15 protein-coding genes and 2 pseudogenes are annotated in these 22,176 nt (G+C 42.8%); 10 read left to right on the forward strand and 7 right to left on the reverse strand.

Features of this window, described 5'->3' with window-relative positions; all coding sequences use genetic code 11:
- Positions 1 to 18: 18 nt before the first annotated feature.
- Positions 19 to 840, forward strand: a pseudogene (gene purB / locus ACYRY3_RS28050) (adenylosuccinate lyase); the annotation flags it as partial.
- Positions 841 to 1,284: 444 nt separating this feature from the next.
- Here the strand turns inward: purB and ACYRY3_RS28055 are convergent.
- A complete protein-coding gene (locus ACYRY3_RS28055; RefSeq protein WP_460204952.1) occupies positions 1,285 to 2,352 on the reverse strand; it encodes an ABC transporter substrate-binding protein in 1,068 nt (355 codons plus the stop codon).
- Between the two features lie 185 nt (positions 2,353 to 2,537).
- Positions 2,538 to 3,008, reverse strand: coding sequence for a tetratricopeptide repeat protein (locus ACYRY3_RS28060; RefSeq protein ID WP_460204953.1), 471 nt, complete (start codon positions 3,006 to 3,008; stop codon positions 2,538 to 2,540).
- Positions 3,009 to 3,352: 344 nt separating this feature from the next.
- Between ACYRY3_RS28060 and ACYRY3_RS28065 the strand changes: the two genes are divergently transcribed.
- The 6 genes from ACYRY3_RS28065 (at position 3,353) to ACYRY3_RS28090 (ending at position 11,448) form a co-directional block, all read left to right on the forward strand.
- On the forward strand, positions 3,353 to 4,612 hold the full coding sequence (locus tag ACYRY3_RS28065; RefSeq protein ID WP_460204954.1) for a GTP cyclohydrolase II: 1,260 nt from the start codon (positions 3,353 to 3,355) through the stop codon (positions 4,610 to 4,612).
- A gap of 102 nt (positions 4,613 to 4,714) precedes the next feature.
- Complete coding sequence (locus ACYRY3_RS28070; protein WP_460204955.1) at positions 4,715 to 5,965, forward strand: URC4/urg3 family protein; 1,251 nt, start codon at positions 4,715 to 4,717, stop codon at positions 5,963 to 5,965.
- A gap of 153 nt (positions 5,966 to 6,118) precedes the next feature.
- Positions 6,119 to 6,754 (forward strand): uracil phosphoribosyltransferase, encoded by a 636-nt coding sequence (gene upp, locus ACYRY3_RS28075; protein WP_460204987.1) that lies wholly within the window; start codon positions 6,119 to 6,121, stop codon positions 6,752 to 6,754.
- A gap of 345 nt (positions 6,755 to 7,099) precedes the next feature.
- Entirely contained in the window at positions 7,100 to 9,847 is a 2,748-nt protein-coding gene (locus ACYRY3_RS28080) for a zinc-dependent metalloprotease (protein ID WP_460204958.1), read from the forward strand.
- 564 nt (positions 9,848 to 10,411) lie between these two features.
- Complete coding sequence (locus ACYRY3_RS28085; protein WP_460204959.1) at positions 10,412 to 11,041, forward strand: hypothetical protein; 630 nt, start codon at positions 10,412 to 10,414, stop codon at positions 11,039 to 11,041.
- 128 nt (positions 11,042 to 11,169) lie between these two features.
- Positions 11,170 to 11,448 carry a hypothetical protein gene (locus ACYRY3_RS28090; RefSeq protein ID WP_460204960.1) on the forward strand — a complete coding sequence of 93 codons (279 nt, stop codon included), beginning with the start codon at positions 11,170 to 11,172 and terminating at the stop codon, positions 11,446 to 11,448.
- A 40-nt stretch (positions 11,449 to 11,488) separates the two neighbouring features.
- Here ACYRY3_RS28090 and ACYRY3_RS28095 read toward each other — a convergent pair whose 3' ends face one another.
- The gene (locus tag ACYRY3_RS28095; RefSeq protein WP_460204961.1) at positions 11,489 to 12,634 is read right to left on the reverse strand and encodes a glycosyltransferase family 4 protein; all 1,146 of its coding nucleotides are present in this window, start codon (positions 12,632 to 12,634) and stop codon (positions 11,489 to 11,491) included.
- Positions 12,635 to 12,716: 82 nt separating this feature from the next.
- Between ACYRY3_RS28095 and ACYRY3_RS28100 the strand changes: the two genes are divergently transcribed.
- Complete coding sequence (locus ACYRY3_RS28100; protein ID WP_460204962.1) at positions 12,717 to 14,018, forward strand: cation:proton antiporter; 1,302 nt, start codon at positions 12,717 to 12,719, stop codon at positions 14,016 to 14,018.
- A 190-nt stretch (positions 14,019 to 14,208) separates the two neighbouring features.
- Here the strand turns inward: ACYRY3_RS28100 and ACYRY3_RS28105 are convergent, their stop codons facing one another.
- The 3 genes from ACYRY3_RS28105 to crtO all read right to left on the reverse strand — a co-directional run bounded on the left by ACYRY3_RS28105 (position 14,209) and on the right by crtO (position 17,914).
- Positions 14,209 to 14,589 (reverse strand): hypothetical protein, encoded by a 381-nt coding sequence (locus ACYRY3_RS28105; RefSeq protein WP_460204963.1) that lies wholly within the window; start codon positions 14,587 to 14,589, stop codon positions 14,209 to 14,211.
- A gap of 176 nt (positions 14,590 to 14,765) precedes the next feature.
- Positions 14,766 to 15,857: a saccharopine dehydrogenase family protein gene (locus ACYRY3_RS28110; RefSeq protein ID WP_460204988.1), complete on the reverse strand. Its 1,092-nt coding sequence runs from the start codon at positions 15,855 to 15,857 to the stop codon at positions 14,766 to 14,768.
- A 359-nt stretch (positions 15,858 to 16,216) separates the two neighbouring features.
- Complete coding sequence (crtO, locus tag ACYRY3_RS28115) at positions 16,217 to 17,914, reverse strand: beta-carotene ketolase CrtO (protein ID WP_460204964.1); 1,698 nt, start codon at positions 17,912 to 17,914, stop codon at positions 16,217 to 16,219.
- A gap of 295 nt (positions 17,915 to 18,209) precedes the next feature.
- Here crtO and ACYRY3_RS28120 point away from each other — a divergent pair, with 295 nt between their 5' ends.
- Complete coding sequence (locus tag ACYRY3_RS28120) at positions 18,210 to 18,806, forward strand: hypothetical protein (RefSeq protein ID WP_460204965.1); 597 nt, start codon at positions 18,210 to 18,212, stop codon at positions 18,804 to 18,806.
- Between the two features lie 153 nt (positions 18,807 to 18,959).
- Here ACYRY3_RS28120 and ACYRY3_RS28125 read toward each other — a convergent pair whose 3' ends face one another.
- Positions 18,960 to 20,342: an MATE family efflux transporter gene (locus ACYRY3_RS28125; RefSeq protein WP_460204966.1), complete on the reverse strand. Its 1,383-nt coding sequence runs from the start codon at positions 20,340 to 20,342 to the stop codon at positions 18,960 to 18,962.
- 182 nt (positions 20,343 to 20,524) lie between these two features.
- Here ACYRY3_RS28125 and dnaK point away from each other — a divergent pair.
- A pseudogene (gene dnaK / locus ACYRY3_RS28130) lies at positions 20,525 to 22,171 on the forward strand (molecular chaperone DnaK); the annotation flags it as partial.
- Positions 22,172 to 22,176: the final 5 nt, after the last annotated feature.

Raw genomic sequence — 22,176 nt, forward strand, 5'->3', positions numbered from 1 at the left:
TGTAAACTGTGGCGGCTCGTGATTGAACGTTATACCTTGCCTGAGATGGGCAATCTTTGGACAGAGACTTATAAGTTTAAAACCTGGTTGCAAGTAGAAATTGCTGTTTGCGAAGCCCAGGCTGTGTTGGGTTATATTCCAACTGAAGCGGTTGAGCAAATCAAGGCAAAGGCAAATTTTGACCCAAAGCGGGTGCTAGAGATTGAAACTGAAGTCCGCCACGATATGATTGCCTTCTTAACAAATGTTAATGAATACGTGGGTGATGCAGGGCGCTACATTCACCTGGGGTTAACTAGTTCCGATGTACTGGATACAGCTTTAGCATTGCAGTTAGTTGCGAGTCTTGATATTCTGTTACAACGTTTGACAGATTTGATTGATGTCATTCGACAAAAAGCAAAAGAACATCGAAATACAGTCATGATTGGGCGATCTCACGGTGTTCACGCTGAACCCATCACTTTTGGTTTTAAACTAGCAGGATGGTTGGCAGAAGTTTTGCGGCACCAAGAACGCCTGAGAAATGTACGTGAAACCATTGCAGTTGGGAAGATTTCTGGTGCTGTGGGAACTTATGCCAATGTTGAACCCAGCATAGAAGCGATCGCTTGTCAAAAACTTGGACTCAAACCAGATACGGCTTCCACTCAAGTGGTTTCACGCGATCGTCATGCGGACTTTGTACAGCAATTGGCTTTACTAGCTGCCTCTATTGAACGGTTTTCTGTTGAAATTCGCAATTTGCAAAGAACAGACGTTTTAGAAGTTGAAGAATTCTTTTCCAAAGGGCAAAAAGGCTCCTCCGCAATGCCTCACAAACGAAACCCCATCCGTTCATACTCCTCTCTTTATTAGAAGTGATTTGAAATATAAGCTTGAGTTATGATTCGCGATCGGGCGATTGCTTGAAGGGGGCGCTTTGAGCGATCGCACCCAAAGACTGCTTAAAATTTTGCAATCTCCGTGCTTTCATACATAATATTGAGTAAAAAAATACTAATTACTGGGTAGTGTAGGGGGTGATACGGTTTAGCCCAAGCGATCGCAGAAGTTAATATCAAAACTGTATACCTTAAGTCATCTATTTTGATATGTTTGATACTTAGTTTGCAAGAGATTGTGGAGAGGGATAGGGGGTGTCTGATAGTACATCCAAGGTGAATAACACCTTTGTTCTATCGTGAAAATGATAAAAAAGGTGTTGCTTAAACCCAGGTGTAGTAGTCTGCCTATATTTGACGATGTAAACTGGAACTATACTGCAATACCACACCTAGCTATCTAGGCTTTGTAAGCTTGTACACCTTTATTGACAAATTTTAAGGTAAATGCATCCTTATATTTAGCACTTGGTTGAAAGAGTTGAGCCTTAACCATTTCTTGGAACATTGTATCCCAGTGTTCCTCGGTCATTGCGCCAATACCATCTTTTTGAGCTGTTCCAGACACTAGCAAACCATATTCCTGAAGTTTCTGAATACTATAAGCTAGCTGCTCATCTGTCATTTCTGGATTATCTTTTTTGATCAGTTCATTTCCAGGGCTGGGGTTTTCCAGGTAGCTATACCATCCCTTGATTGTTGCATCCACAAAACGCTGTACCAAATCTGGGTTTTTCTCTACCAGTTCTTTTTTTGTCTCAATCGTCGTTGCGTAAGGTGTATAGCCAAAATCTGCCAGTAGAAACACGAGTGGTTTGAACCCACCTTGTTTTTCAATCGCAAAAGGTTCTGAGGTGACATATCCCTGCTGGGCAGAATTTTTATCAGTCAGAAAGGGTCCGGGATTAAAATTGTAGGGTCGTTTTTGGGCATCGGTAAAACCGTACTTTGCTTTGAGAAACGGCCAAAATGTCACGTTAGCAGCCGCAGACAGGTAAATAGGCTTGCCTTTGAGATCGCTAAGGCTCTTAACTCCCGTGTTAGGATGGGCAATCAAACACTGGGGGTCTTTTTGAAAGATACCTGCTACGGTGATTTTGGGAATTCCCTGTACTACGGCATTCACTGCATCAATACCGTATCCCATAAAGAAATCAACCCCACCTCCCATTAACAGTTGAGTCCCGGTGGGAACTTGAGGTCCTCCCATCTTAATAGTGACATCCAGACCGTGGTTTTTGTAAATGCCAGTTGCGATCGCCTGATAAAATCCTCCGTGTTCTGCTTGCGCCAGCCAGTTTGTGCCAAAAGTGACTTTATTTAGACCAGAATTTGTTGATGGTGCTGTTGTGTTATTGCCACAGGCTGCGATTATGCTGCTGCCAATCGCAATTGAACTATATTGAATAAACTGGCGGCGACTCAGCCTATGGGTTGTTATTGATAAATTTGGTAGCGCCTCGTTCATCGAACAGTCCTTAGATATCAATTTTATGGATGACCCCTTAGGCAATGTAGAGACGCGCCATGGCGCGTCTGTACGTAATGGCGCGTCTCTACGTAAGTTTGTAGTGCAATGGGGATGTAAGCCCCTATTTGCCTGCAGTATCCTTTTAGAGAGTTGGGGGATTGTACTTAACGGATACTATCGGTTTAGCTCAATCGAAGCGTACATTCTAAAATCAATTTTTGATTGACTTGAGAATAAGGCTGAATTTCCAAAGCACGGCGAAAAGCTCTAATAGCTTCAGGATACTGCCCCATAGCGGCATAACACAAGCCCATCCCGTGAAGTGCTCCAAAATGCACCGGGTTAAGTTGAACAACCATCTGACAATCTGCTAGAGATTTTTCGTAGTGGCTGTTAGTGTAGTAAAGGAAAGCACGACGGTTCCAGGCTTCGGCAAAATCTGGTTGGTCGTGAATGAGTTCCGTAAGAACGGCTTCAGCTTGAGATGTCTCTCCGGAGTCCAGTAACTGTTGGCTGCGTTCGATTGTTTCCAGCCCGTGAATCCCCTTTTGGTGAAACCAGATGCGCCAGAGTTTCTTAGTTGACTCCTCGCGGACTGTCTCATCGGGATTTTTCAAGTCTTCAAGTAGACAATTGATAAATAAAGAATCCATGAATTCGCGGTCAGTGATAGTAGCTTTGGATCAAATTTCGCACATTATTATCTAATTAGTCACCCTTGAAGCCACCGGAAGGATAAAGTGTAAAATGAAGTTCCTCTGAAGAAACTCGGAGAATCGTACCAAATTCTACATAAACTAGAAGTTTTTTCTCCTTTACCCTTTATTCTTCGTGCTTTTCTGTAGTCTCCAATACGATTAATGCCGAATTCGATCTTTAGAGTTGTTTAGCGATTTGTCAATAGTATCCCACATTTTACAAATTAAAACGTGTTGCTAGTTGTTGATAAATCGCTAATAGCTAAAAATTGATAAAAAAGACACAAAAACAAACGACTATGCCAAAGCAAAAAAGCATTTTCAGGCATATTGTTCTCACTTCGCATCCCAGTCGCTTTGGTCCCAAACCAATCGCTATCAATTGGGGAGAAGCCGATCCCTGGAAACGGGGTCCGGTGATAGCTACTCTAACCAATCAGGCACACCGTAACGTTATTGGTACCCACTCTGGTAGTTATGCGGTTTATCGGGCATTGGCGGTGGCAAGCGGGGTACTTCAATCAGATCACAGGGCAGATCTCACCAACACATCCCCAGTTGAGCACATTGGACCACATCCAAGCTGGTATGACCCAGATAAGATTGTGTCCCTTGACCCATTTGGAGGCATGGTTAATGAGGTCTTTGCATCATACTACGAACAGGGATATGATATACGTCCGACAATAGCGGTTACAAAGGCTCACATCAACATACCCGAACTACAATCTTGTGTGGCAAATGGACGCTTGCAAGTTGATGGCAAAATTATGAAATCCAATGGCGATTTAGTTGTCACTAAAGCCGCTATTGAGCCGGTTTGGTATCTACCGGGAATTGCCAAGCGCTTCCAAATTTCAGAGGGGGACTTGCGACGTGCCTTATTTGAACAAACTGGGGGTATGTTCCCAGAATTGGTCACGCGTTCCGACCTTGAGGTGTTTCTGCCGCCGATTGGAGGTGTTACTATATACATCGTAGGAGATGTAGCAGCCATTACTGACCCAAATAAACCTTTGGCAGTACGAGTACACGACGAATGCAATGGCTCTGATGTATTCGGGTCAGATATTTGCACCTGTCGCCCCTATTTGGTACACGGAATTGAAGTCTGTATACAAACAGCACAAGAAGGGGGTGCAGGTGTTATTGTTTACTGCCGAAAGGAAGGACGTGCTTTGGGCGAGGTAACGAAATTCTTAGTGTACAACGCCCGCAAGCGTCAAGAAGGAGGCGATCGCGCTGATGCCTACTTCTCAAGGACTGAATGTGTGGCTGGGGTGCAAGATATGCGATTCCAAGAATTAATGCCAGATGTGTTACACTGGTTGGGCATTACCCGCATTGACCGCATGGTATCGATGAGTAATATGAAATACAATGCAATTACTCAATCAGGAATTGAAATTGTGGAACGAGTGCCAATTCCAGAAGAACTGATTCCCCAAGATGCGCGAGTGGAAATAGAAGCAAAGAAAGCTGCAGGATACTATACCACATCAGAGGTGTTAGCTCCAACTGATTTGGCATCTGTTAAAGGACGCTCTTTAATGGATTGAATGAGCCATCCATAGTTAATAGTTCACACTCAAGAGTCAACGGTTATTTGCTGTTGGCTCTTGATTCAGTAAAAGGGTGTATCGTCTTAGGAGTTGGAAAGAATGGAAATGCAAGCCGCGCAAGCAAACCAGGAAGATGCAAGAGAGTTAATTGCTTATTTACGATCGCCCACTGCTATTCGGGAACGCTGTCAACAAATATACGCAATGACAATTGAAGGGAATTCGCGTCACTTCTACTGCGATTTGAACGCCTTAGAGCAAGTAGCAGATTATACAATAGAAGTCCTGCGGGAAGAATACCCAAATTTGGCAATTCCCTTTCACAGCCGTTGGCGACATTTTGAAGCAGGAGGTGTACCCCGCCTTTCAAGATTAGACAAGCAATTGGCAGGGTTAATTTCTTTAGAAAAAGCTATTACCAAATTTGATTTGGTTATTACCAGTGTTTTACTAGATGCAGGCGCGGGGGATAAATGGTACTATGATGAGAAAGAAACTCAACTGCGCTTTAAGCGAACCGAAGGATTAGCAGTCGCTAGCTTTCAAATGTTTTGTGAAGGAACTTTTTCTAGCGCTCGCCATAAAGCACCCCTGCAAGTAAATGCCGAAAGATTACAGGCATTAACTGAAAAAGAACTGGCAGATGGGTTTGGTGTAAATGCAGAAAATCCTCTCGTGGGATTGTCCGGGCGCTTGAAGTTATTGCAAAAACTAGGTGAATCCCTAGTCTCTTTACCCCAAATATTTGGAGAAAAAAACCCTCGTGTGGGTAATATAGTCAACTACTTAATAACAAAAAGTTGCAATAATCAGCTGGCAGCGGCAACAGTATTAGGTGCAGTTTTAGAAGGACTGAGTGATATCTGGTCTGGACGAATAGAAATAGCTGGAATTAACTTGGGGGATGTTTGGTATCACCCCAATGTTGCCCAGGATGGTTTAGTGCCATTTCACAAACTTTCCCAATGGTTAACCTATTCCCTGCTAGAACCCCTAGAGGAATTAGGTCTAGAAATAACTGGTTTGGATGCTCTCACGGGATTAGCAGAATATCGCAACGGAGGGTTATTCCTCGACTTAGGGCTGATAAACGTTAAAAACCCAGATATTTTGCTCAAGCCTCACCCAGTAGCATCAGAAGCGATCGTAGAATGGCGTGCCCTAACAGTAATACTTTTAGATTGCATTGCCGCCACAATTCGCGAAAAGTTAGGCACGAATGCCGAAGAACTGCCACTTGTAAAAATCTTACAAGGTGGAACTTGGACAGCAGGACGCAAAATTGCTGCTGAACGTAGGAAGGGTGGCACACCTCCCATCCAAATAGAAAGTGATGGCACAGTATTTTAAGGGTCATTTGTCATTTATCCTTTGTCAAAAGTCCTTTGTCAAAAGTCCTTTGTCAAAAGTCCTTTGACCAATGACCTCTTGACCTATGACTAATGACCTGTTGACCAATGACCTCTTGACCAATGACCAATGACCTCTTGACCTATGACTAATATGCACAATCAAGTCACAGTAATCAACCATCCATTGATTCAGCACAAACTTACGTTAATGCGTAAAGCCGAAACAAGCACGGCAAAATTTCGCGCTCTCCTGAAAGAAATTAGCTTGTTGTTAGCATATGAAGTCACTCGCGATCTGCCTTTAAAATACGAATCGATTGAAACACCACTAGGGACGATGAACGCTCCAGTACTTGCTCCTGAAAAAAAACTGGTGATTGTTTCCATCCAACGGGCAGGACAGGGAATTTTAGATGGAATGTTAGAACTGATACCGACAGCAAGAGTAGGGCACATTGGGCTCTACCGTGACCCCAAAACCCTCATTCCTGTTGAGTACTATTTTAAGGTTCCTCAAGATGTGGACAAGCGAGACGTGTTAGTCGTTGACCCCATGCTAGCCACGGGTAACTCAGCAGTAGCAGCTGTTGAACGGCTGAAATCAACTGCTCCAGAATCAATTAAGTTTGTCTGCATACTTGCTGCACCAGAAGGTCTTGAGCATTTTGTCGAGGCTCATCCAGATGTCCCTATTTATACTGCCGCCGTCGATGAGTACTTGGATGAAAATGGTTACATCATCCCTGGCTTGGGAGATGCAGGAGATAGGTTATTTGGAACCAAGTAAGACCATTAACCACTAATAGCCCATAGCAATTAGCCATTAGCATAGATAATTTTTCATCTCACGCAAAGACGCAAAGCCGCTAAGAATTTCTTGGCATTTTAGCGACGAGTGTGAGAGTTTTATTATTTAAATCAGTGACAGTTGTATTGACACACTTACAAAAATAATAAATCATCTTTTATGTCATGACAAGTGAGTTCGGTTAATAGACTCCTAAGGGAGTTCATTAAAATTTAGTCATTTTAGTAAAATTACGACTACCTTAAATAAAAAAAAACAGCTACTCTATTAATATTTAAGCGGCTGTAAAACACGAAAGCTGCTGTGCTACGGGAAGCGATAAGGATGAGATACTGGCTGGCAAGATTGATAATCTGTTTTGTGCTATCGTATAGCTTGTTATTAGGAGGTAATTGCGCGAAGGCAGACCAACTGTCAGATGGTTATGGGCAGCAATTCAATTCAATACCAGTTTTAGAAGCGTTAGCAAGTGCTGACAATACGGTGAAAGATGGTAAAAGGGAAGATTTTCGACGGTACCGGGAGATAATTAAGAGCGCAGAAAAGTTAGAAGGGCTCTTCACTATTTACCGCGATGAAGGTTCTCTTAATCTTTATTTAGAACTAAAGCCAGAACAGCTAAACAAAGACTTTTTAAGTATAGTAACACTAGAATCAGGCATTGGAGAAAGAGGTATTTACAGTGGGTTACCTCTACAAGATTTCCTGTTTTATTTCCGTCAAGTTAATAACAATTTGCACTTTATTATTCGGAATGTCAAGTTCCGTATAGAACCAGGCGAACCAGAAGAGCGATCGCTAGCTCGTTCATTTAGTGACTCAGTTCTTTATGCAATCCCAATATTCTGTATCGATCCATACAGTAAAAATATTCTTATTAATCTGAACGACCTGCTCATGCAGGATTTTCCTGGATTAAGTTCCTTACTAAAGTATTCATTGCAAACGGAATACCACTTGGAAGACAGCAGGTCATATTTTGGGAATGTCAAAACCTTTCCAGAGAATGTAGAGATTGATTCAATTTACGGTTTTTCATCACCAGAGGGAGCAGATTTAATCACCTTACCAGATAGCAGGGCACTTACCCTAAAAGTACACTACAGTTTTTCCCAGATTCCTGACAATAACGGCTATGTTCCAAGACTTGCTGATGATAGAGTAGGATATTTCATCACAGCTTTCCAAGACTTTTCTAAAAATAATGGGAAAGAGCCATTTGTACGTTATATCAATCGCTGGCATTTGGAACCAACCGATAAAACGGCTCAAATCTCTCCACCCAAAAAGCCGATTGTGTTTTGGATTGAAAATGCGGTGCCCTTAGAGTATCGTGATGCGATTGCAGAAGGCATCTTGATGTGGAACAAAGCATTTGAAAAATTAGGATTCCAAAACGCAATTGAAGTACGGCAAATGCCTGATGATGCTGATTGGCATCCGGCAGATGTACGCTACAACACCATTCGCTGGTTTAATTCGCTGGATGCAGGATTTGCAAGGGGACCAGTGCGCGTTAATCCATTCACTGGAGAAATTTTGGATGCAGACATCATTGTCGATGCCAATATGGTACGTTCCATTCAGCAAGAATATCGTGCATTGATGGATGCAAATTCATCCGATGGCTTTGCAGAGTCACAGGCCAACATTCAATCGTTATGTACTCATGAAGATTCACTTTGGACTGCTAACTCTAAACTCTGGACTTCCCAAAGGAGTTTGGATGACCTGTGCTATGGTATGGAGTCATCTTTTCAAGCATCTATGGGTGCTCTAGTGCTGTCACTCGTACAAAACACGACACCTAATAGCGACAAGATGAAAAACTACGTGCATCAATATGTGCGTTCTGTGATAGCTCATGAAGTGGGACACACTCTTGGTTTGCGCCACAATTTCCACGGCAGCACTATGTTATCTCCTCAAGAATTGAATAACACTGAGATTACTCGTACTAAGGGTTTAGTGGGTTCAGTGATGGATTATTTGCCTGTAAATATAGCACCGCAGGGAATAGAACAAGGCGATTATTTTCCAGCAGTTATTGGTCCTTATGATGAATGGGCTATTGAGTACGGTTATAAAAAATATCCAGATTCGACGTTGGAAGCAATGACTCCTTTTGCTGAAAAAGCTTTTTTGGAGCAAATTGCTATGGCTTCTCCCCAACCAGAATTTTCTTATGCGACTGATGAAGATATCTGGGACATCAATCCTCTTGCTAATGTCTGGGACATGAGTAACAATACGCTACTTTATTCTGAGTGGCAGATGGATAATGCCCGTGTTATGTTTCAGCGGCTTGACAAGCATTACCCATTGCACGGGGAAAGTTACAGTGACTTGCGGTTATTGTTTAATAAAGTACTTAAATACTATTTTCGGAATGCTGCCTTACTGACTCAATACATTGGTGGGCAATCTTTTCGGCGTCACCATGCAACCAACGATGATACGGAATGGACATTTGTACCAGTTTCTTTAGAAAAACAACGGGAAGTATTGACAAAATTGCAAGAGTATGTTTTTTCTGAAGATGCTTTCTATTTTTCCCCACAGCTGCTAAACCATCTTGCACCATCCCGGTGGCAACATTGGGGTCACCCCATTCCTGTCTCTCGCCTTGATTATCCAATTCACGAACGTATTCTGCATTTCCAAAGTGGCGTGTTGCGATCGCTGTTAAATGGGGATCGTCTAAATCGCTTGCGAGATATAGAACTGAAAACGCAGCCCGGTTTGGCTTTAACAATACCAGAAATGTTTGATACTCTGCAACAAGGCATTTGGACAGAAGTGTTACATCAAAAGGAGACAAAACCAATTTCTAGCATCCGTCGTTCATTACAACGAGAACACTTGAATATCTTGGTGGGAATGGTGTTGCGAACTGGTGCTGTTCCTGAAGATGGTCGTACAATCGCTTGGTATCAATTGCGCCAATTACAAAAAGCTATTGAAGCAAGCCTCACCTATGGTGAAAAGCTTGATATCTATACCCTTGCTCACTTGGAAGAAACTAGCGATCGCATTCATAAGGTATTAAACGCAAAATTGCTTTCCTATTAATTGGAAGCCTTACCATAAAACCCGGTATATTTGTGTAGCCTAATTTTAGATAAAAAACCTACTAAACACACTTGCAATATCTAGCAAACTGCTATATTGTTTAAACTGACTTGTCTCTAAAGGGGTGGAATAAAACAAACATTCCAGCAACCATTAGAAACATTTTCAACAGAATCTGTTGAGGTTAGTGCAAGCAGTGTAAATGTGTTCCTAACTGCTGACATTATCGAGCATCATCAGGGAGTCATGGTTAAACACTATATAGTTGTCAATAACCAAGAAAAGTAATCTATGTCACGTCGCATACTTAATAGCATCAATTGGTGCGATCTGCCGAAGGCAGTAGCGAAGCTATCGCAGGCTAGAGGGATTACTTTATTTAAGACAGCATCTTTCTGAAATCTTTGTAAAGATAGGAGAAAGTATCTCTATGGCTTCATTAGCATCTTTTATCGCTTGTGTAATCCGCTGAAACACCCCTCAATAGAGCTCACCACAATTATTTCCCTATGCGAAGCACATTAACTTCGCTACTATTCCCTATTGCAACTCACACATTAATTTATGAATGTCAGCGTTTCTTTGACGAGCACATTTGCGATCTCTATATCTGCATTTGCTAATATTTGCAACATTGCAACAGCACAACAGGCTCCTATCGATACCCAACAGACAACACAGACAAGAGCGCAGAAAATTTGTGCTTTCGATGCTGTAGAAAACTTGTTACCTCCTTTAAGCGAGCAAACCAACTCCCTGTTTTCGTACCTCGCACAACAAGGTTTTACACAGAATCCGGATGGTTCTTGGGTATGTTACACCAGTACTTCCAGTAAGCCGGGACGCTATTACACCCTCTTCAAAGTTCAGGAGATAGATGGAAAGGTGGTAGCAAGCTCCTTTTTAGAAAATGGGCAGTTGATTGAAGGACAAGATAAACGCACTTTGGACTTGTTTATGATGCTTATCCAAAATCACACAAATACGAATCAAGGGAATGTTAAAAGTATACTTCGATACTTAGAAGCCTTTATGACACTCCTGAAGCAAGGGAAGATACTACCATCAGAACGTGGCTATCTTTTTGACCAACCAAGCCGTGGGTTCGTCATTTACAACCGTCTTCTCCAGGGTCAAATAAAGGGTACAGCAATCACAATAAATATCGACAACGCCCAGAAATTACTGAAATAATTTGTCATGCATAGTTGTACTTTGAATTACGAATTAGCACTAGTACACGTCGGCGCAAATAAGGCTCGGGTAACTCACCAAGAGGCTGGCTCATTGGAGGTGGAGGTCTTGTTCTATTACTTCTTCTTTTGTCTTTGGGTGGCGGTGGTGGAGACAGTTCTTCCAGTCAACCATCCGTTCCCGTAGGTAATGCTGTGGGGACAATACCCCCCGATGTTATTTCTCCACCAGGCGTTGGTGGATGCGGTTTGCCTTCTGACTCCACGATAGTGACAGAGATTTCGTGCATTCCCCCTGTGATTTATCCACCAGGGGGGAAAGTGGATCGGGTGCCGGAACCATCTACAATAACGCCCTTCGTGTTGCTAATGGCTTTAGTTGCGATCCAATATCGTAGTTTAAAATAGGGCTCTCAACCGTTCGCCCCTACCACTAACACTCTTCGTATCACTCCTTTGGCTGTGCAATCAACAAACGAGGGGCTTGAGGCTTTGCCATCAACTCATGCCACAGACGCTCATAACTCTTCACCATATTTTCTACAGTAAAGTTGCATCTTGCCACATCCCTACCGCGTTGACCAAAGCGAACACGTAGTTCGGGATCGTCTTTCAAGCGTCGTAATGCAGAGGCTAGCCCTTCAACATCGTCTTTGTCAACAAGTAACCCAGTTTCACCATCGGTGACTGCTTCTGGAATACTACCCACACGAGTTGCAACCACAGGAAGGGAGGCAAGCATTGCTTCAACAATTGCTAATGGAAAGCCCTCAGATCGGGAAGGCATAGCAAAAATGTCAAATTGCGGTAAGTAGGCACGAGGGTTATCTATCCATCCAGGAAATTCAACGCGGGAAGCTACTTCCAACTCAACTGCAAGCTTCTCTAGCGCTGTACGTTGTCCACCTTCACCCAGAATCACCACGCGCACCCCTTCTAGTTGGGCAATAGCCCGCAACAGGATGTCATGACCCTTCATTGCATCCAGCCTGCCAATGCTACCGATAACTATTTCTCTATTTGTTCTCCTGTCCGTATCTGGGGAGGGGGTTGGATTTTTTGTAATATCAGGTACGCAATTTGGGATAGAAATCACTGTACGGCGACCTAAAGCGTAGAAGTCTTCCATTCGTCTTGCACTCGCCTCACCAACTGCGACATGGGCATCAACTCGCAGTGACAGGGCTCTAGTACGCCACAGCTTGACAGCATCAGTAGTACGTAGTGGCAGCTGATCGACACGCACTACACGAGTATTTGGCAATGTCAATGCTGCAAAAAGACCTATTGCACACTCCCAAGGAGTGCAAATATTGATATGCACTATGTCAGGTTGCAGACGATGCAGTGTTTGAAGGTGTACTGCTAGGGAATGAACTCCTTTATGTGGTAATACGACCTGAGGCACTTGCGGTCTAAACTGTGCAATTGCATTCACGACTATCTGGCTAGTACCGACAACGGTCATATTAATGTCTGTGGATACATTGCTGACTAAGTGTTTGAGGCTAATCTCCGCACCTCCAATACCAGCAGAGTCAGTATAAGCAACTACGTGCATCATTTTTGATAGATCTTCTAAAGTATTGTTCATAAATCTATCGCAAGGTGATTTAGACTGAAAGCGATCGCAAATAAACTTTCATTGCACCCCCCTATTTTTTATGTAAATTTCAATGGTAGATATTTACATTATTGACCTTTTTGTTATTGGTCTACTGCTGTTAGTCGTTACCTTACTATCTGGTTGGATTTCGCGCTTACCACTTTCCTTTGCCCTTATCTATCTATTGGTTGGTCTTCTTTTAGGACCCTATGGCTTTAAGCTGATTCAATTGCGACGTGAAGGAGTATTTAACGCCGAGGTATTGGAAAGGATAACAGAATTTGTAGTCATTGTATCTGTCTTTAGTTGTGGTTTAAAAATTGTACGTCCCTTACAAATAGGAGCTTGGGATATTACAGCACGCCTAATTGGATTTTTAATGCCGATTTCAATTTTTGGCATTGCTATTGTGGGTAAATTTCTTCTTGGTATGGATTGGGGAGCAGCAATTTTACTAGGAGCAATTCTCGCACCCACCGATCCAGTGTTAGCTTCAGAAGTTCAATTGACAGATACTAATGACCAAGACGAGTTACGCTTTGGTTTAACATCAGAAGGCGGTTTAAATGATGCTTTAGCCTTTCCCTTTGTTTATTTTGGTCTTCATGCATTAAAAGATAACAACTGGGACAACTGGTTTAAACAATGGGTTGCTGTTGATTTAATCTGGGCGATCGCGGCTGGTATAGTGATGGGAATTATCGTTGCTAAATGTATCGTTTGGATTGATAAAAAAGTTCAAAAACGCCGACCAACAGATGCGTTAATGGAAGACTTTATTGCTCTTGGAACAATTTTAGTCACTTATTCCCTAACAGAATTTGTTAATGGGTATGGATTTCTTGCAGTGTTTGTTGCAGGTCTGGTTTGTCAAAAAAGCTACAAGGATTCAGACAAGCCAGTAGAACAATTGGAATTTATAGAGAGATTTGAAAAGCTTTTAGAAGTTGGAACAATTTTAATACTAGGTTCAATTTTGTTGTTTAAACCAATGCTCGCTTATGCCGGTCAATCTCTCATAGTGATAGTATCGCTATTGTTGGTGATTCGACCGATTGGAGCGTGGATAAGCACTATAGGTAGACCCTCTGGCTACCTGCATCACAGGGCACTACATCCGGGAACGCGCTGGCTATTTGGTTGGTTTGGTATTCGGGGTGTTGGTTCTCTATACTATCTTGCCTACGCCTTTGGTAATGGTTTGAAAGGCACTCTTGGCGAGCAAATTGCCTGGATTACTTACACAACCATAGTTGTGTCTGTGATTGTACACGGCATTAGTTCGACTCCACTCATGAATTGGTATGAACGACACCTTTCTCCCAAGCAGGGCAATGCTTCTCCCCGAGCTACAGTAAAGGAATTTGAATAGACCACTCCAAAAATTAACGTTGTCTACAATCGTTGTAGAGACGCGCTGTTTGAAGCGTCTCTACTTGTACGGAACGGGCGGGGACGCCCGCACCACATTTCTTACCACATTCTGGGGAATTTATTTCTTGGAAATCCCTAAGAGACGACTTGCTCCCTTATTTTCCCGATTTCTCTAATCCTCCCTAATTTTATTTACCCGTGGTTTGTTCGACTAATTCTTTTGCTTGTTCAACTGCTTGTTTAACAAGATTGGGACTGGGATTTTCTTGCTTGTAAGCTTTTAAATTTCTTTCGTAAGTCTTTTGTACGGTGTTTGGCTTATCAGCATCTTCTACGGCTTTTTCGTAAGCCTGTTGCCTGTCTTCTTCTCGAATCCCAGCAGCTCCACTATATTCGTAAGCGCGATCGATTTTCTCATCTGGTGTCAGCTGACGAGAAGCAGCGGTTACTGCATAGCTAGGCTGCTGAGTAAAAAAAAATAACCCAGACAGGCTGATTAAAAGCATCAACCCTAAAACAACAATGCTTTGACGTAATACTTTACTCAAAATAGCTGCGATCGTGTGCATGCGAATTCCCTCCTGGTTGTATACTATAGGGCTTAATTTGGTTGATAGTAGAGATAAATACTTACAAACCCTAAGTCCCATCGGAATAGTACGTGTCTGGATGCAGCTTTGACTTCTGCCAGAGGGTACAAAAGGTTCAAATAAGGGTAAGTCTTTTAATGCCTTACCCCTACTCCTTACAACCAATCATGATGTATTTTAATTCCTCGGCTTTGCATTGCTAGCTCAAATAAATCTGTTGGCAATGCTTCTTCAACAGGTGTCACACCAGGTTTTTTCAGTTTGCCATCTAGTAACAATTGGGCAATACTACCCGTACCGCAACCAGAAGCGACTGCTGTATTTTCATGCACTAAAGTAGAGCAAAAAACAGCTTCTTTACCATCTTTTTGCCCAGTAATTTCCGATCGCACTGCTACACCAATACCGCTAAAATGATTGGTAACATCAGTCATAAAGTGACTGACATGAGCTAAAAACTCAATTGCGCCTTGCTGCTTCATGAGCCATTTAGGAAAAATATGAGCAGCTATCCAAGTGAGATGATTGTAAAAATCGGGAACTGAGCCAAATTTAGTGATAACAGTTTTGACAGATGGATAAGCATGGGGCAATGTATAAGTTTCTGGCATATCAAACCAGTAAGCTCCAGTGCGACCATATGGGGGTGGAAAATTAATGACTTCCCGCTGGCTATAAGGCTTGATTTTTTGCCATTTTCCATCTATCCAAGCGTCAAAAGATTGTTGCAAACCTAGAAAAGTAGTTCGCATCACGGTGACACCAGCACCACCAGAACCAGATACTAAGTAACTCAAATGAATCTTTTCTGGTTCATCAAATTGTTCAACACCCTGACGAACCATACTATTAGAAATACCGGGAAAAATACCCGTATTAACTATAGCGGTGACACCCGCCTTGACAGCTGCATCATGATACTTTAGAGCTTTGTTGGTAAAAGAACGGTGGTCGCTGACATCTACATAGTTAACGCCCTTTTCAATACACATTTCAAGTACACGGGCATCCCTATAATGAAATGGTCCCGCACAGTGGATAACTATATCAGAAGATGCGATCGCCTCCTTAAGTTTCCCTGCGTCTGCTAAATCCAAAACCAAATAATGTACTCGCGGATTGTGTTTTTCACTATCTGGGGTACGTCCAGTAATAGTAACTTCTACCTGTGTATGGTTGAGAAGATCCTGGGCAACACTACTGCCAATCCGTCCCCGCCCTCCAAGAATCAAAACCCGATGTGTCATGTCTCCAGTATTGACCATAGCAGCTTCATTACATCAATTTTCAGATATTTTTGTCATCGGTAGTGAGTATGACATTGCTTGATTGAAAGGAATAATTTTCCATGACTGGAAATTATGTTTGTAGTTGCGCTTCAGCGCCAGCCATAAAACCAAAATAAAGCCCAACTTGGTAAGCCAGTACAAATAAAGTTAACTACTGAAGCTCTCCCTATCTGACATCTTGCACCTTCTCTATGGGAGGGCTATGCCCCACGTTCGCTGTGAGTGGGCTGGCAGTGCCCACCCTACTACAAAAATCGGTAATTTGAGAGTGGAAAGGGAGTAGTTTTGAGCCCAGAACCAATGACTTAGAACCAAACTTATGACTTAGAACCAAAAACCGATGCAACAGTAGATTTTATCGAATCTCCTGCATCTTTTAAGGTTTGCGTTATTGGGTGGCGATCGTGCAAGAAAATACGCGCACAGTTACGTCCCGGTAGCCCAGAAATAGAACCACCTGGATGAGTTCCTGCCCCAGTAAGATACAAATTCTCAATAGGAGTTTTGTAATTGGCTATTTCTGGTAGCGGACGGAAACACAGCATCTGGTCTAGAGTCATGTCGAGGTGGTAATAATTACCCTTGTAAAATCCCAAACGCTGTGATAGTTCTGCTGGGCTTTCCACATGACGGGCAATGATGGAATGTTTGAGATTAGGTGAATACTCTGCCAGTTTTTCAATCACCCGATCGGCAACTTTGTTCTTGAGTTCATCCGTCCAACCTGTACCCTTCAACCCCATGCCTTCTGCACCTGAAATTTGGTAGGGAGCAAAAAACTCAATCCATGCCGTGTGCTTACCAGGAGGTGCCATTGAGGGATCGCGTCCTGTAGGCATAACTAAATACATTGATGGATCTTCATCGGGAATCTTTCCTTGGGTACAGTCGCTATGAGCTTTTTCAACGTGGTTGACAGAGTCTGCAATTAGGATAGAGCCAATGAGATACTCATCCCTGTGTTCGTGGTGTTCAAACCGCAGTGGTTCATTTAAAGCCAAATCAATTTTGAGAATGCTTTCGTTATTGTCAACGATACGGCGGGCTAATCTTTCCCGTAAATTTGAGTCAGCGCTATCCACATCGCTGGCTTCCATATGTTGTAAGAACAACCGTTTAGCATCAATATTTGAGATAACGCCTTTGTTTGCCCGGTATTCTTTGCCACCTGCCAATCGAACGCCCACCGCTTTGCCATCATCAACTAAAACTTTTTCAACTCTTTGGTCGGTGAGGATAACACCACCTTTACTTGTGACTAAATTGACTAAAGCATCAGTTAATGCCCCAGTACCACCCTTTGGTCTTGCCTGACCTGGGTTGTGACGCATCACCATCATCATCGCTCCAAAAGACATTGCTTTTTGGGAGGGTGGCGAACTCAGTTCTGCAGATAATCGGGCGAGGGGTGCTTTGAGAAATTCGGAATCAAAATACTCGTTAATATTGTCTTGGGGGCTGGTTAGCATTGTGCGAATTAAATCCAGCGTTTGATTGGACCCTCCCAAGAGTGAAAACAGGTCTTGCAGTTTTTTCAGGTCGTAATTACCAAGAAGGTCAACGATAGATTTAGGTGGTGCGTTGAAGTAAGGAGTAGCGGTGCTAATGAAGCGCTGCCAGTAGTCAGCATATTCCGCGTATTTTTGGGCATCGCGCTCGCTCCAACGGGCAATTTCCGCACAAGTCTTTTCAACAGACTTATGTCCTAAAAAATACTTTCCATCGGGATGGGGGCAAAAAACAACTGGGTCACACCAAAGGTATTCCAAGCCGTATTTGTGTAGCTCTAATTCCTCAATGACTGGTCCGAGGAAAATAAATAGGTGGTCGATGGCGCAGGGATTGAATTTAAAACCAGGCGCTTCTTGCGGTAACAGTTCTTCAGTTGTACAACCACCTCCAGGAATTGAACGTGCTTCCAAAAGCAAAACACTGTAACCAGCTTTAAGTAGGTATGCGGCACAGACTAAACCGTTGTGACCTGCACCGATAATAACTACATCATACGCTTCCATAAGTATAACTTTGTTGATAAGGTCTCTTCCCAGATGTTAGAAAGCAGGTAAGAAAGATGACTCTTTCGGCGGTTTTGACTTCTTTAAGCCTGAAGGAAGAGGATTGTTTGGTTTTGCGAATCGCGCACCCCAAACTTTACTGCAACAAGTTGCAGGGTTAAACATTGACAATTTAGACAAAATGTGATTTAAAATGAACGAGTAAAGACGCGATTGACACTATTATTCAATCTAAAGTTACTAATTGCAAGGCAAAATAAGAGTAAATTGTTGCTGCCGTGGTAGGTGATGGTTTATGCCCTACAGTCAAATTACCCTCAGACAACTGGTTCAAGAATTTAACTTAACTTTGGAAGAAAATACCAGATTATTTCCAAATGTTAACCCCATATCACCTACTGAGCTATTATCAATGACTTTGCAGGAGACTTTACCTTTAGCAACAGCAATTAACAGCGAAAAAGCTCGGGCAGAACTCATCATTGCTCCTGTCTTGTTGGAAGTCAAACGGAAAATGAATTACCAAATTGGGTTATTTTCAGGGAATGATTTTACGGTTGATGCTTCACGAGGATTGAACGGTTCTCCAGATTTCTTGATTACCCGTAGCCCCGAGCAGTATTATATTAGTGCGCCAGTGATGACAATAGTCGAAGCCAAAAACGAAAATATTAATCTTGGTTTAGGTCAATGTGGTGCTGAGATGTTGGCTGCCCAAATCTTTAATGAAAGAGAAAATACTCAGGTGAGTGCTATTTACGGTTGTGTAACAACGGGCATCTTGTGGAAATTCTTACGTTTAGAAAACCAAATCCTGTCCATCGATCTAGTGGAAATATCTATTGAACCGGTGGAACGATTGTTAGGTATTTTTGTACAAATTATTTCTTAAAAAGATGTTTGAAAAGTATATTGTTAAACCTTACTTTTCACAGTATCTGGAAGACCTCTCTCTAAATCTCTCTCCTATAAGGAGAGAGACTTTGAATTTTGGGTTTGGAAGTGAGGTTTTTTGCGGACAACTTTATGGCTTTCCAAATATCCTCTAAGACTGAGCGGCTTTTATCTGGGGCCATATCTGAATTGTGCTAAATCGCCATGTGAGAACTACTGCTGCCACGCCAAGACCGATAACAAATCCCCACCACAGCCCAACACCACCAAATCCCAATACAAAACCCAGAGTGTAGCCACCAATCAAGCCAATACCCCAGTATGCCAGAATACCAATCAGCAAGGGAACTCGGGTATCTTTCAATCCTCGCAACGCACCAGCTGCACTCACCTGAATGCCATCCGCAATTTGGAACATTGCTGCCACTCCTAAAAGTTGCTTTGCCAAACTAACGACAGCTGCATTCTTTGGATCGGCGGTATTGATGTAAAGCGACACAATCTTGCCTGGAATTGTCCAGAACACAATGCCCATCGTTGCCATAAATACCGCAGCAATGCCAATACTCACAAATCCTGCCAGTCTTGCCCCTTTCTCATTTTCTTGTCCTATAAGCTGCCCAACTCGTACAGTTGCCGCGATCGACAAACCGACTGGAATCATAAAGGTAAGAATTGCTGTCTGCAAAGCAATTTGGTGCGCTGCCAATGTCACTGTTCCCAACTGCCCCATCACAAAAGTAATGTATGTGAAGAATCCACCTTCTACTCCTGCTAGTACGCCAATTGGCACACCAACTCTTACTAGTTCTCTAAAGACTTTGTTCTCAAAGTGATGCAAATTGGAAAACACATTGTACATCCGAAGCTGAGATTGACTGAGGATGTAAATTGCCAAAGCAGCAAACATGACCCAAAAGGACAAAGCACTTGCCCAACCGATTCCCGCTAATCCCAATGCGGGAAAGCCAAACTTACCGAACATTAGGATATAGTTACCCACTACGTTGAACAACGTACCACCTATGACGACAACAATCACAGGACGGGGTTTTGAAAGAGCAGAAACAAAACTTTTCAACACGGCAAAGCCCAATGCGGGAACATAGCCCCAAGCGATCGCTCTGAGATACCCTTGTGCTAGTAGAACGCTTTCGGGTTCTTGCCCTGACAAGCGCAGCAATATGCCACTATTCCAGATTAACAGTGTTACCGGAATTCCCAAGATAACTGATATCAACAAACCTTGTCGTACCACTCGACTAACTTGGTCTACTCGTCCGGCTCCATAGGCTTCCGCAGCCAGTGGGCTCACTGATGAAACCATTCCAGAACCAACATATAACAGTATGTGAAACGTCGAGGCTCCTAATGCCCCAGCCGCAATAATTTGGCTGCCCAGAATGCCCATCATCACCGTATCTACAAACGTAGTTGATGCTTGAGATAACTGTGCTCCAGCTAGGGGAATAGCTAGAATCAGACATTCTTTAATTTCAGCAATGACCCTGGATTTTGTAATTGCGTAAGTCATACAAAAACGAACTACGGAAATTCACCGTGAGATTTGCCCTCCTAAATCATAATCATTATGAGTATGATTCGGGAGGGCAAAGATTACTTGTAGTATAATAATACAATATTTGAAAGCTGTGCGAATCTATAAATAGGTAGAGGGATAGCTTCTGCTATATAAAACCCAGACAAATCTAGACTAATTACACACCACAAGAAATTTCTGCCATGATCCTGCAAAAGCTCAAACAGGATGCAGAAAACTTCTTGGGTGAATCTGTGACTCAAGCAGTTATTACAGTACCCGCATATTTTACAGATGCTCAAAGACAAGCCACAAAAGACGCAGGCACCATTGCCGGATTGGAAGTTCTGCGGATTATCAATGAGCCTACTGCGGCTGCTTTAGCCTTTGGCTTGGACAAGCAAGACCAAGAACAGCTTATTCTCGTCTTTGACTTAGGAGGCGGTACCTTTGACGTATCCATCTTACAACTTGGGGATGGAGTGTTTGAAGTCAAGGCAACTTGTGGCAACAACCATTTGGGCGGAGACGATTTTGACAACTGCATAGTACGCTGGATGATGGAACGTTTCCGGCAGCAGGAGAAAATCGACCTAAGTCAGGACAAAATGGCTTTACAACGCCTGCGAGAAGCTGCGGAAAAGGCAAAGATTGAACTCTCCAGCATGGTCAATACCTCCATAAACCTGCCGTTTATCACTGCTAATGAAACCGGCCCCAAGCATTTGGAAATGGAACTCAGCCGTTCCAAATTTGAAGAAATGTCGGCAAGCCTCATCGAAGCCACTATTGAACCAATGCTCCAGGCGCTCAAAGACGCAGAACTCAAACCACAAGACATTGACCGAATTATTTTAGTGGGCGGTTCCACCCGCATTCCTGCGGTTCAAAACGCTCTCATGAAATTTTTTAATGGCAAATCTCCCGATCGCTCTATAAATCCAGATGAAGCAGTAGCACTTGGTGCTGCTATCCAAGCAGGAGTACTCGGTGGCGAGGTTGATAATCTTCTATTATTAGATGTTACACCTCTATCCCTAGGAATTGAAACGTTGGGAGAAGTGTTTACCAAAATTATCGAACGCAATACCACAATTCCCACTAGCAAAGCCCAAGTATTTTCTACAGCAGTTGACGGACAAACTTCTGTAGAAATTCACGTTCTCCAAGGTGAGCGGGCAATGGCACGGGATAATAAAAGTTTGGGTAAGTTCCTTCTCGCTGGCATTCCACCAGCCCCCCGTGGTGTACCACAAATTGAGGTTGCCTTTGAAATTGATGTCAATGGTATCCTCAAAGTTTTGGCACAGGATAAAGGCACAGGACGAGAACAGAGTATTCGGATTACCAATACAGGTGGCTTGAGTGCGCTGGAGGTCGAAAGAATGCGGCAACAAGCCGAAATGTTTGCCGAAGAAGATAAAAGACGAATGCAGTTGGTTGAACTTAAGAACCAAGCAGATAATTTGTTATACAGTTACGAATCTACCATTAAGAGTAATGGCACAATCATTAATGACCAGATGAAAGCCTTGGCGGATGAAAAACTCCTACATTTAAAAAATTTAGTATCTAATGATACTGTTTCTGTGTCAGAATTCAAACAATGCTTGGAAGATTTTAAGCAAACTTTGTTCAACATAGGTGCTGAGGTATACAGCCGTGCTAGTAATCAGAGCGATGAAATTTCTGAAGAATCAACGACTCCATACAAGCAACAAGAAGCAGCTGCACCACCAGTGAATGGAGGAGCCACATCACCATTTAATTTTGATTTTGAGGAAGAGAATACTATGCAGGCTGATTATGAGGCGATAGACTAAGAAAA

The sequence above is a fragment of the Scytonema sp. NUACC21 genome, from assembly GCF_054684315.1.

Bases quoted from the DNA above. Each gene is read 5' to 3' on its own strand.
- ACYRY3_RS28080 (WP_460204958.1), top strand. From the start codon at position 7,100: ATGAGATACTGGCTGGCAAGATTGATAATCTGTTTTGTGCTATCGTAT.
- ACYRY3_RS28085 (WP_460204959.1), top strand. From the start codon at position 10,412: ATGAATGTCAGCGTTTCTTTGACGAGCACATTTGCGATCTCTATATCT.
- ACYRY3_RS28120 (WP_460204965.1), top strand. From the start codon at position 18,210: ATGCCCTACAGTCAAATTACCCTCAGACAACTGGTTCAAGAATTTAAC.
- ACYRY3_RS28060 (WP_460204953.1), bottom strand. From the start codon at position 3,008: ATGGATTCTTTATTTATCAATTGTCTACTTGAAGACTTGAAAAATCCC.
- ACYRY3_RS28110 (WP_460204988.1), bottom strand. From the start codon at position 15,857: ATGACACATCGGGTTTTGATTCTTGGAGGGCGGGGACGGATTGGCAGT.
- crtO (WP_460204964.1), bottom strand. From the start codon at position 17,914: ATGGAAGCGTATGATGTAGTTATTATCGGTGCAGGTCACAACGGTTTA.
- ACYRY3_RS28105 (WP_460204963.1), bottom strand. From the start codon at position 14,589: ATGCACACGATCGCAGCTATTTTGAGTAAAGTATTACGTCAAAGCATT.
- ACYRY3_RS28125 (WP_460204966.1), bottom strand. From the start codon at position 20,342: ATGACTTACGCAATTACAAAATCCAGGGTCATTGCTGAAATTAAAGAA.
- ACYRY3_RS28095 (WP_460204961.1), bottom strand. From the start codon at position 12,634: ATGAACAATACTTTAGAAGATCTATCAAAAATGATGCACGTAGTTGCT.
- ACYRY3_RS28055 (WP_460204952.1), bottom strand. From the start codon at position 2,352: ATGAACGAGGCGCTACCAAATTTATCAATAACAACCCATAGGCTGAGT.
- ACYRY3_RS28070 (WP_460204955.1), top strand. From the start codon at position 4,715: ATGGAAATGCAAGCCGCGCAAGCAAACCAGGAAGATGCAAGAGAGTTA.
- ACYRY3_RS28100 (WP_460204962.1), top strand. From the start codon at position 12,717: ATGGTAGATATTTACATTATTGACCTTTTTGTTATTGGTCTACTGCTG.
- upp (WP_460204987.1), top strand. From the start codon at position 6,119: ATGCACAATCAAGTCACAGTAATCAACCATCCATTGATTCAGCACAAA.
- ACYRY3_RS28065 (WP_460204954.1), top strand. From the start codon at position 3,353: ATGCCAAAGCAAAAAAGCATTTTCAGGCATATTGTTCTCACTTCGCAT.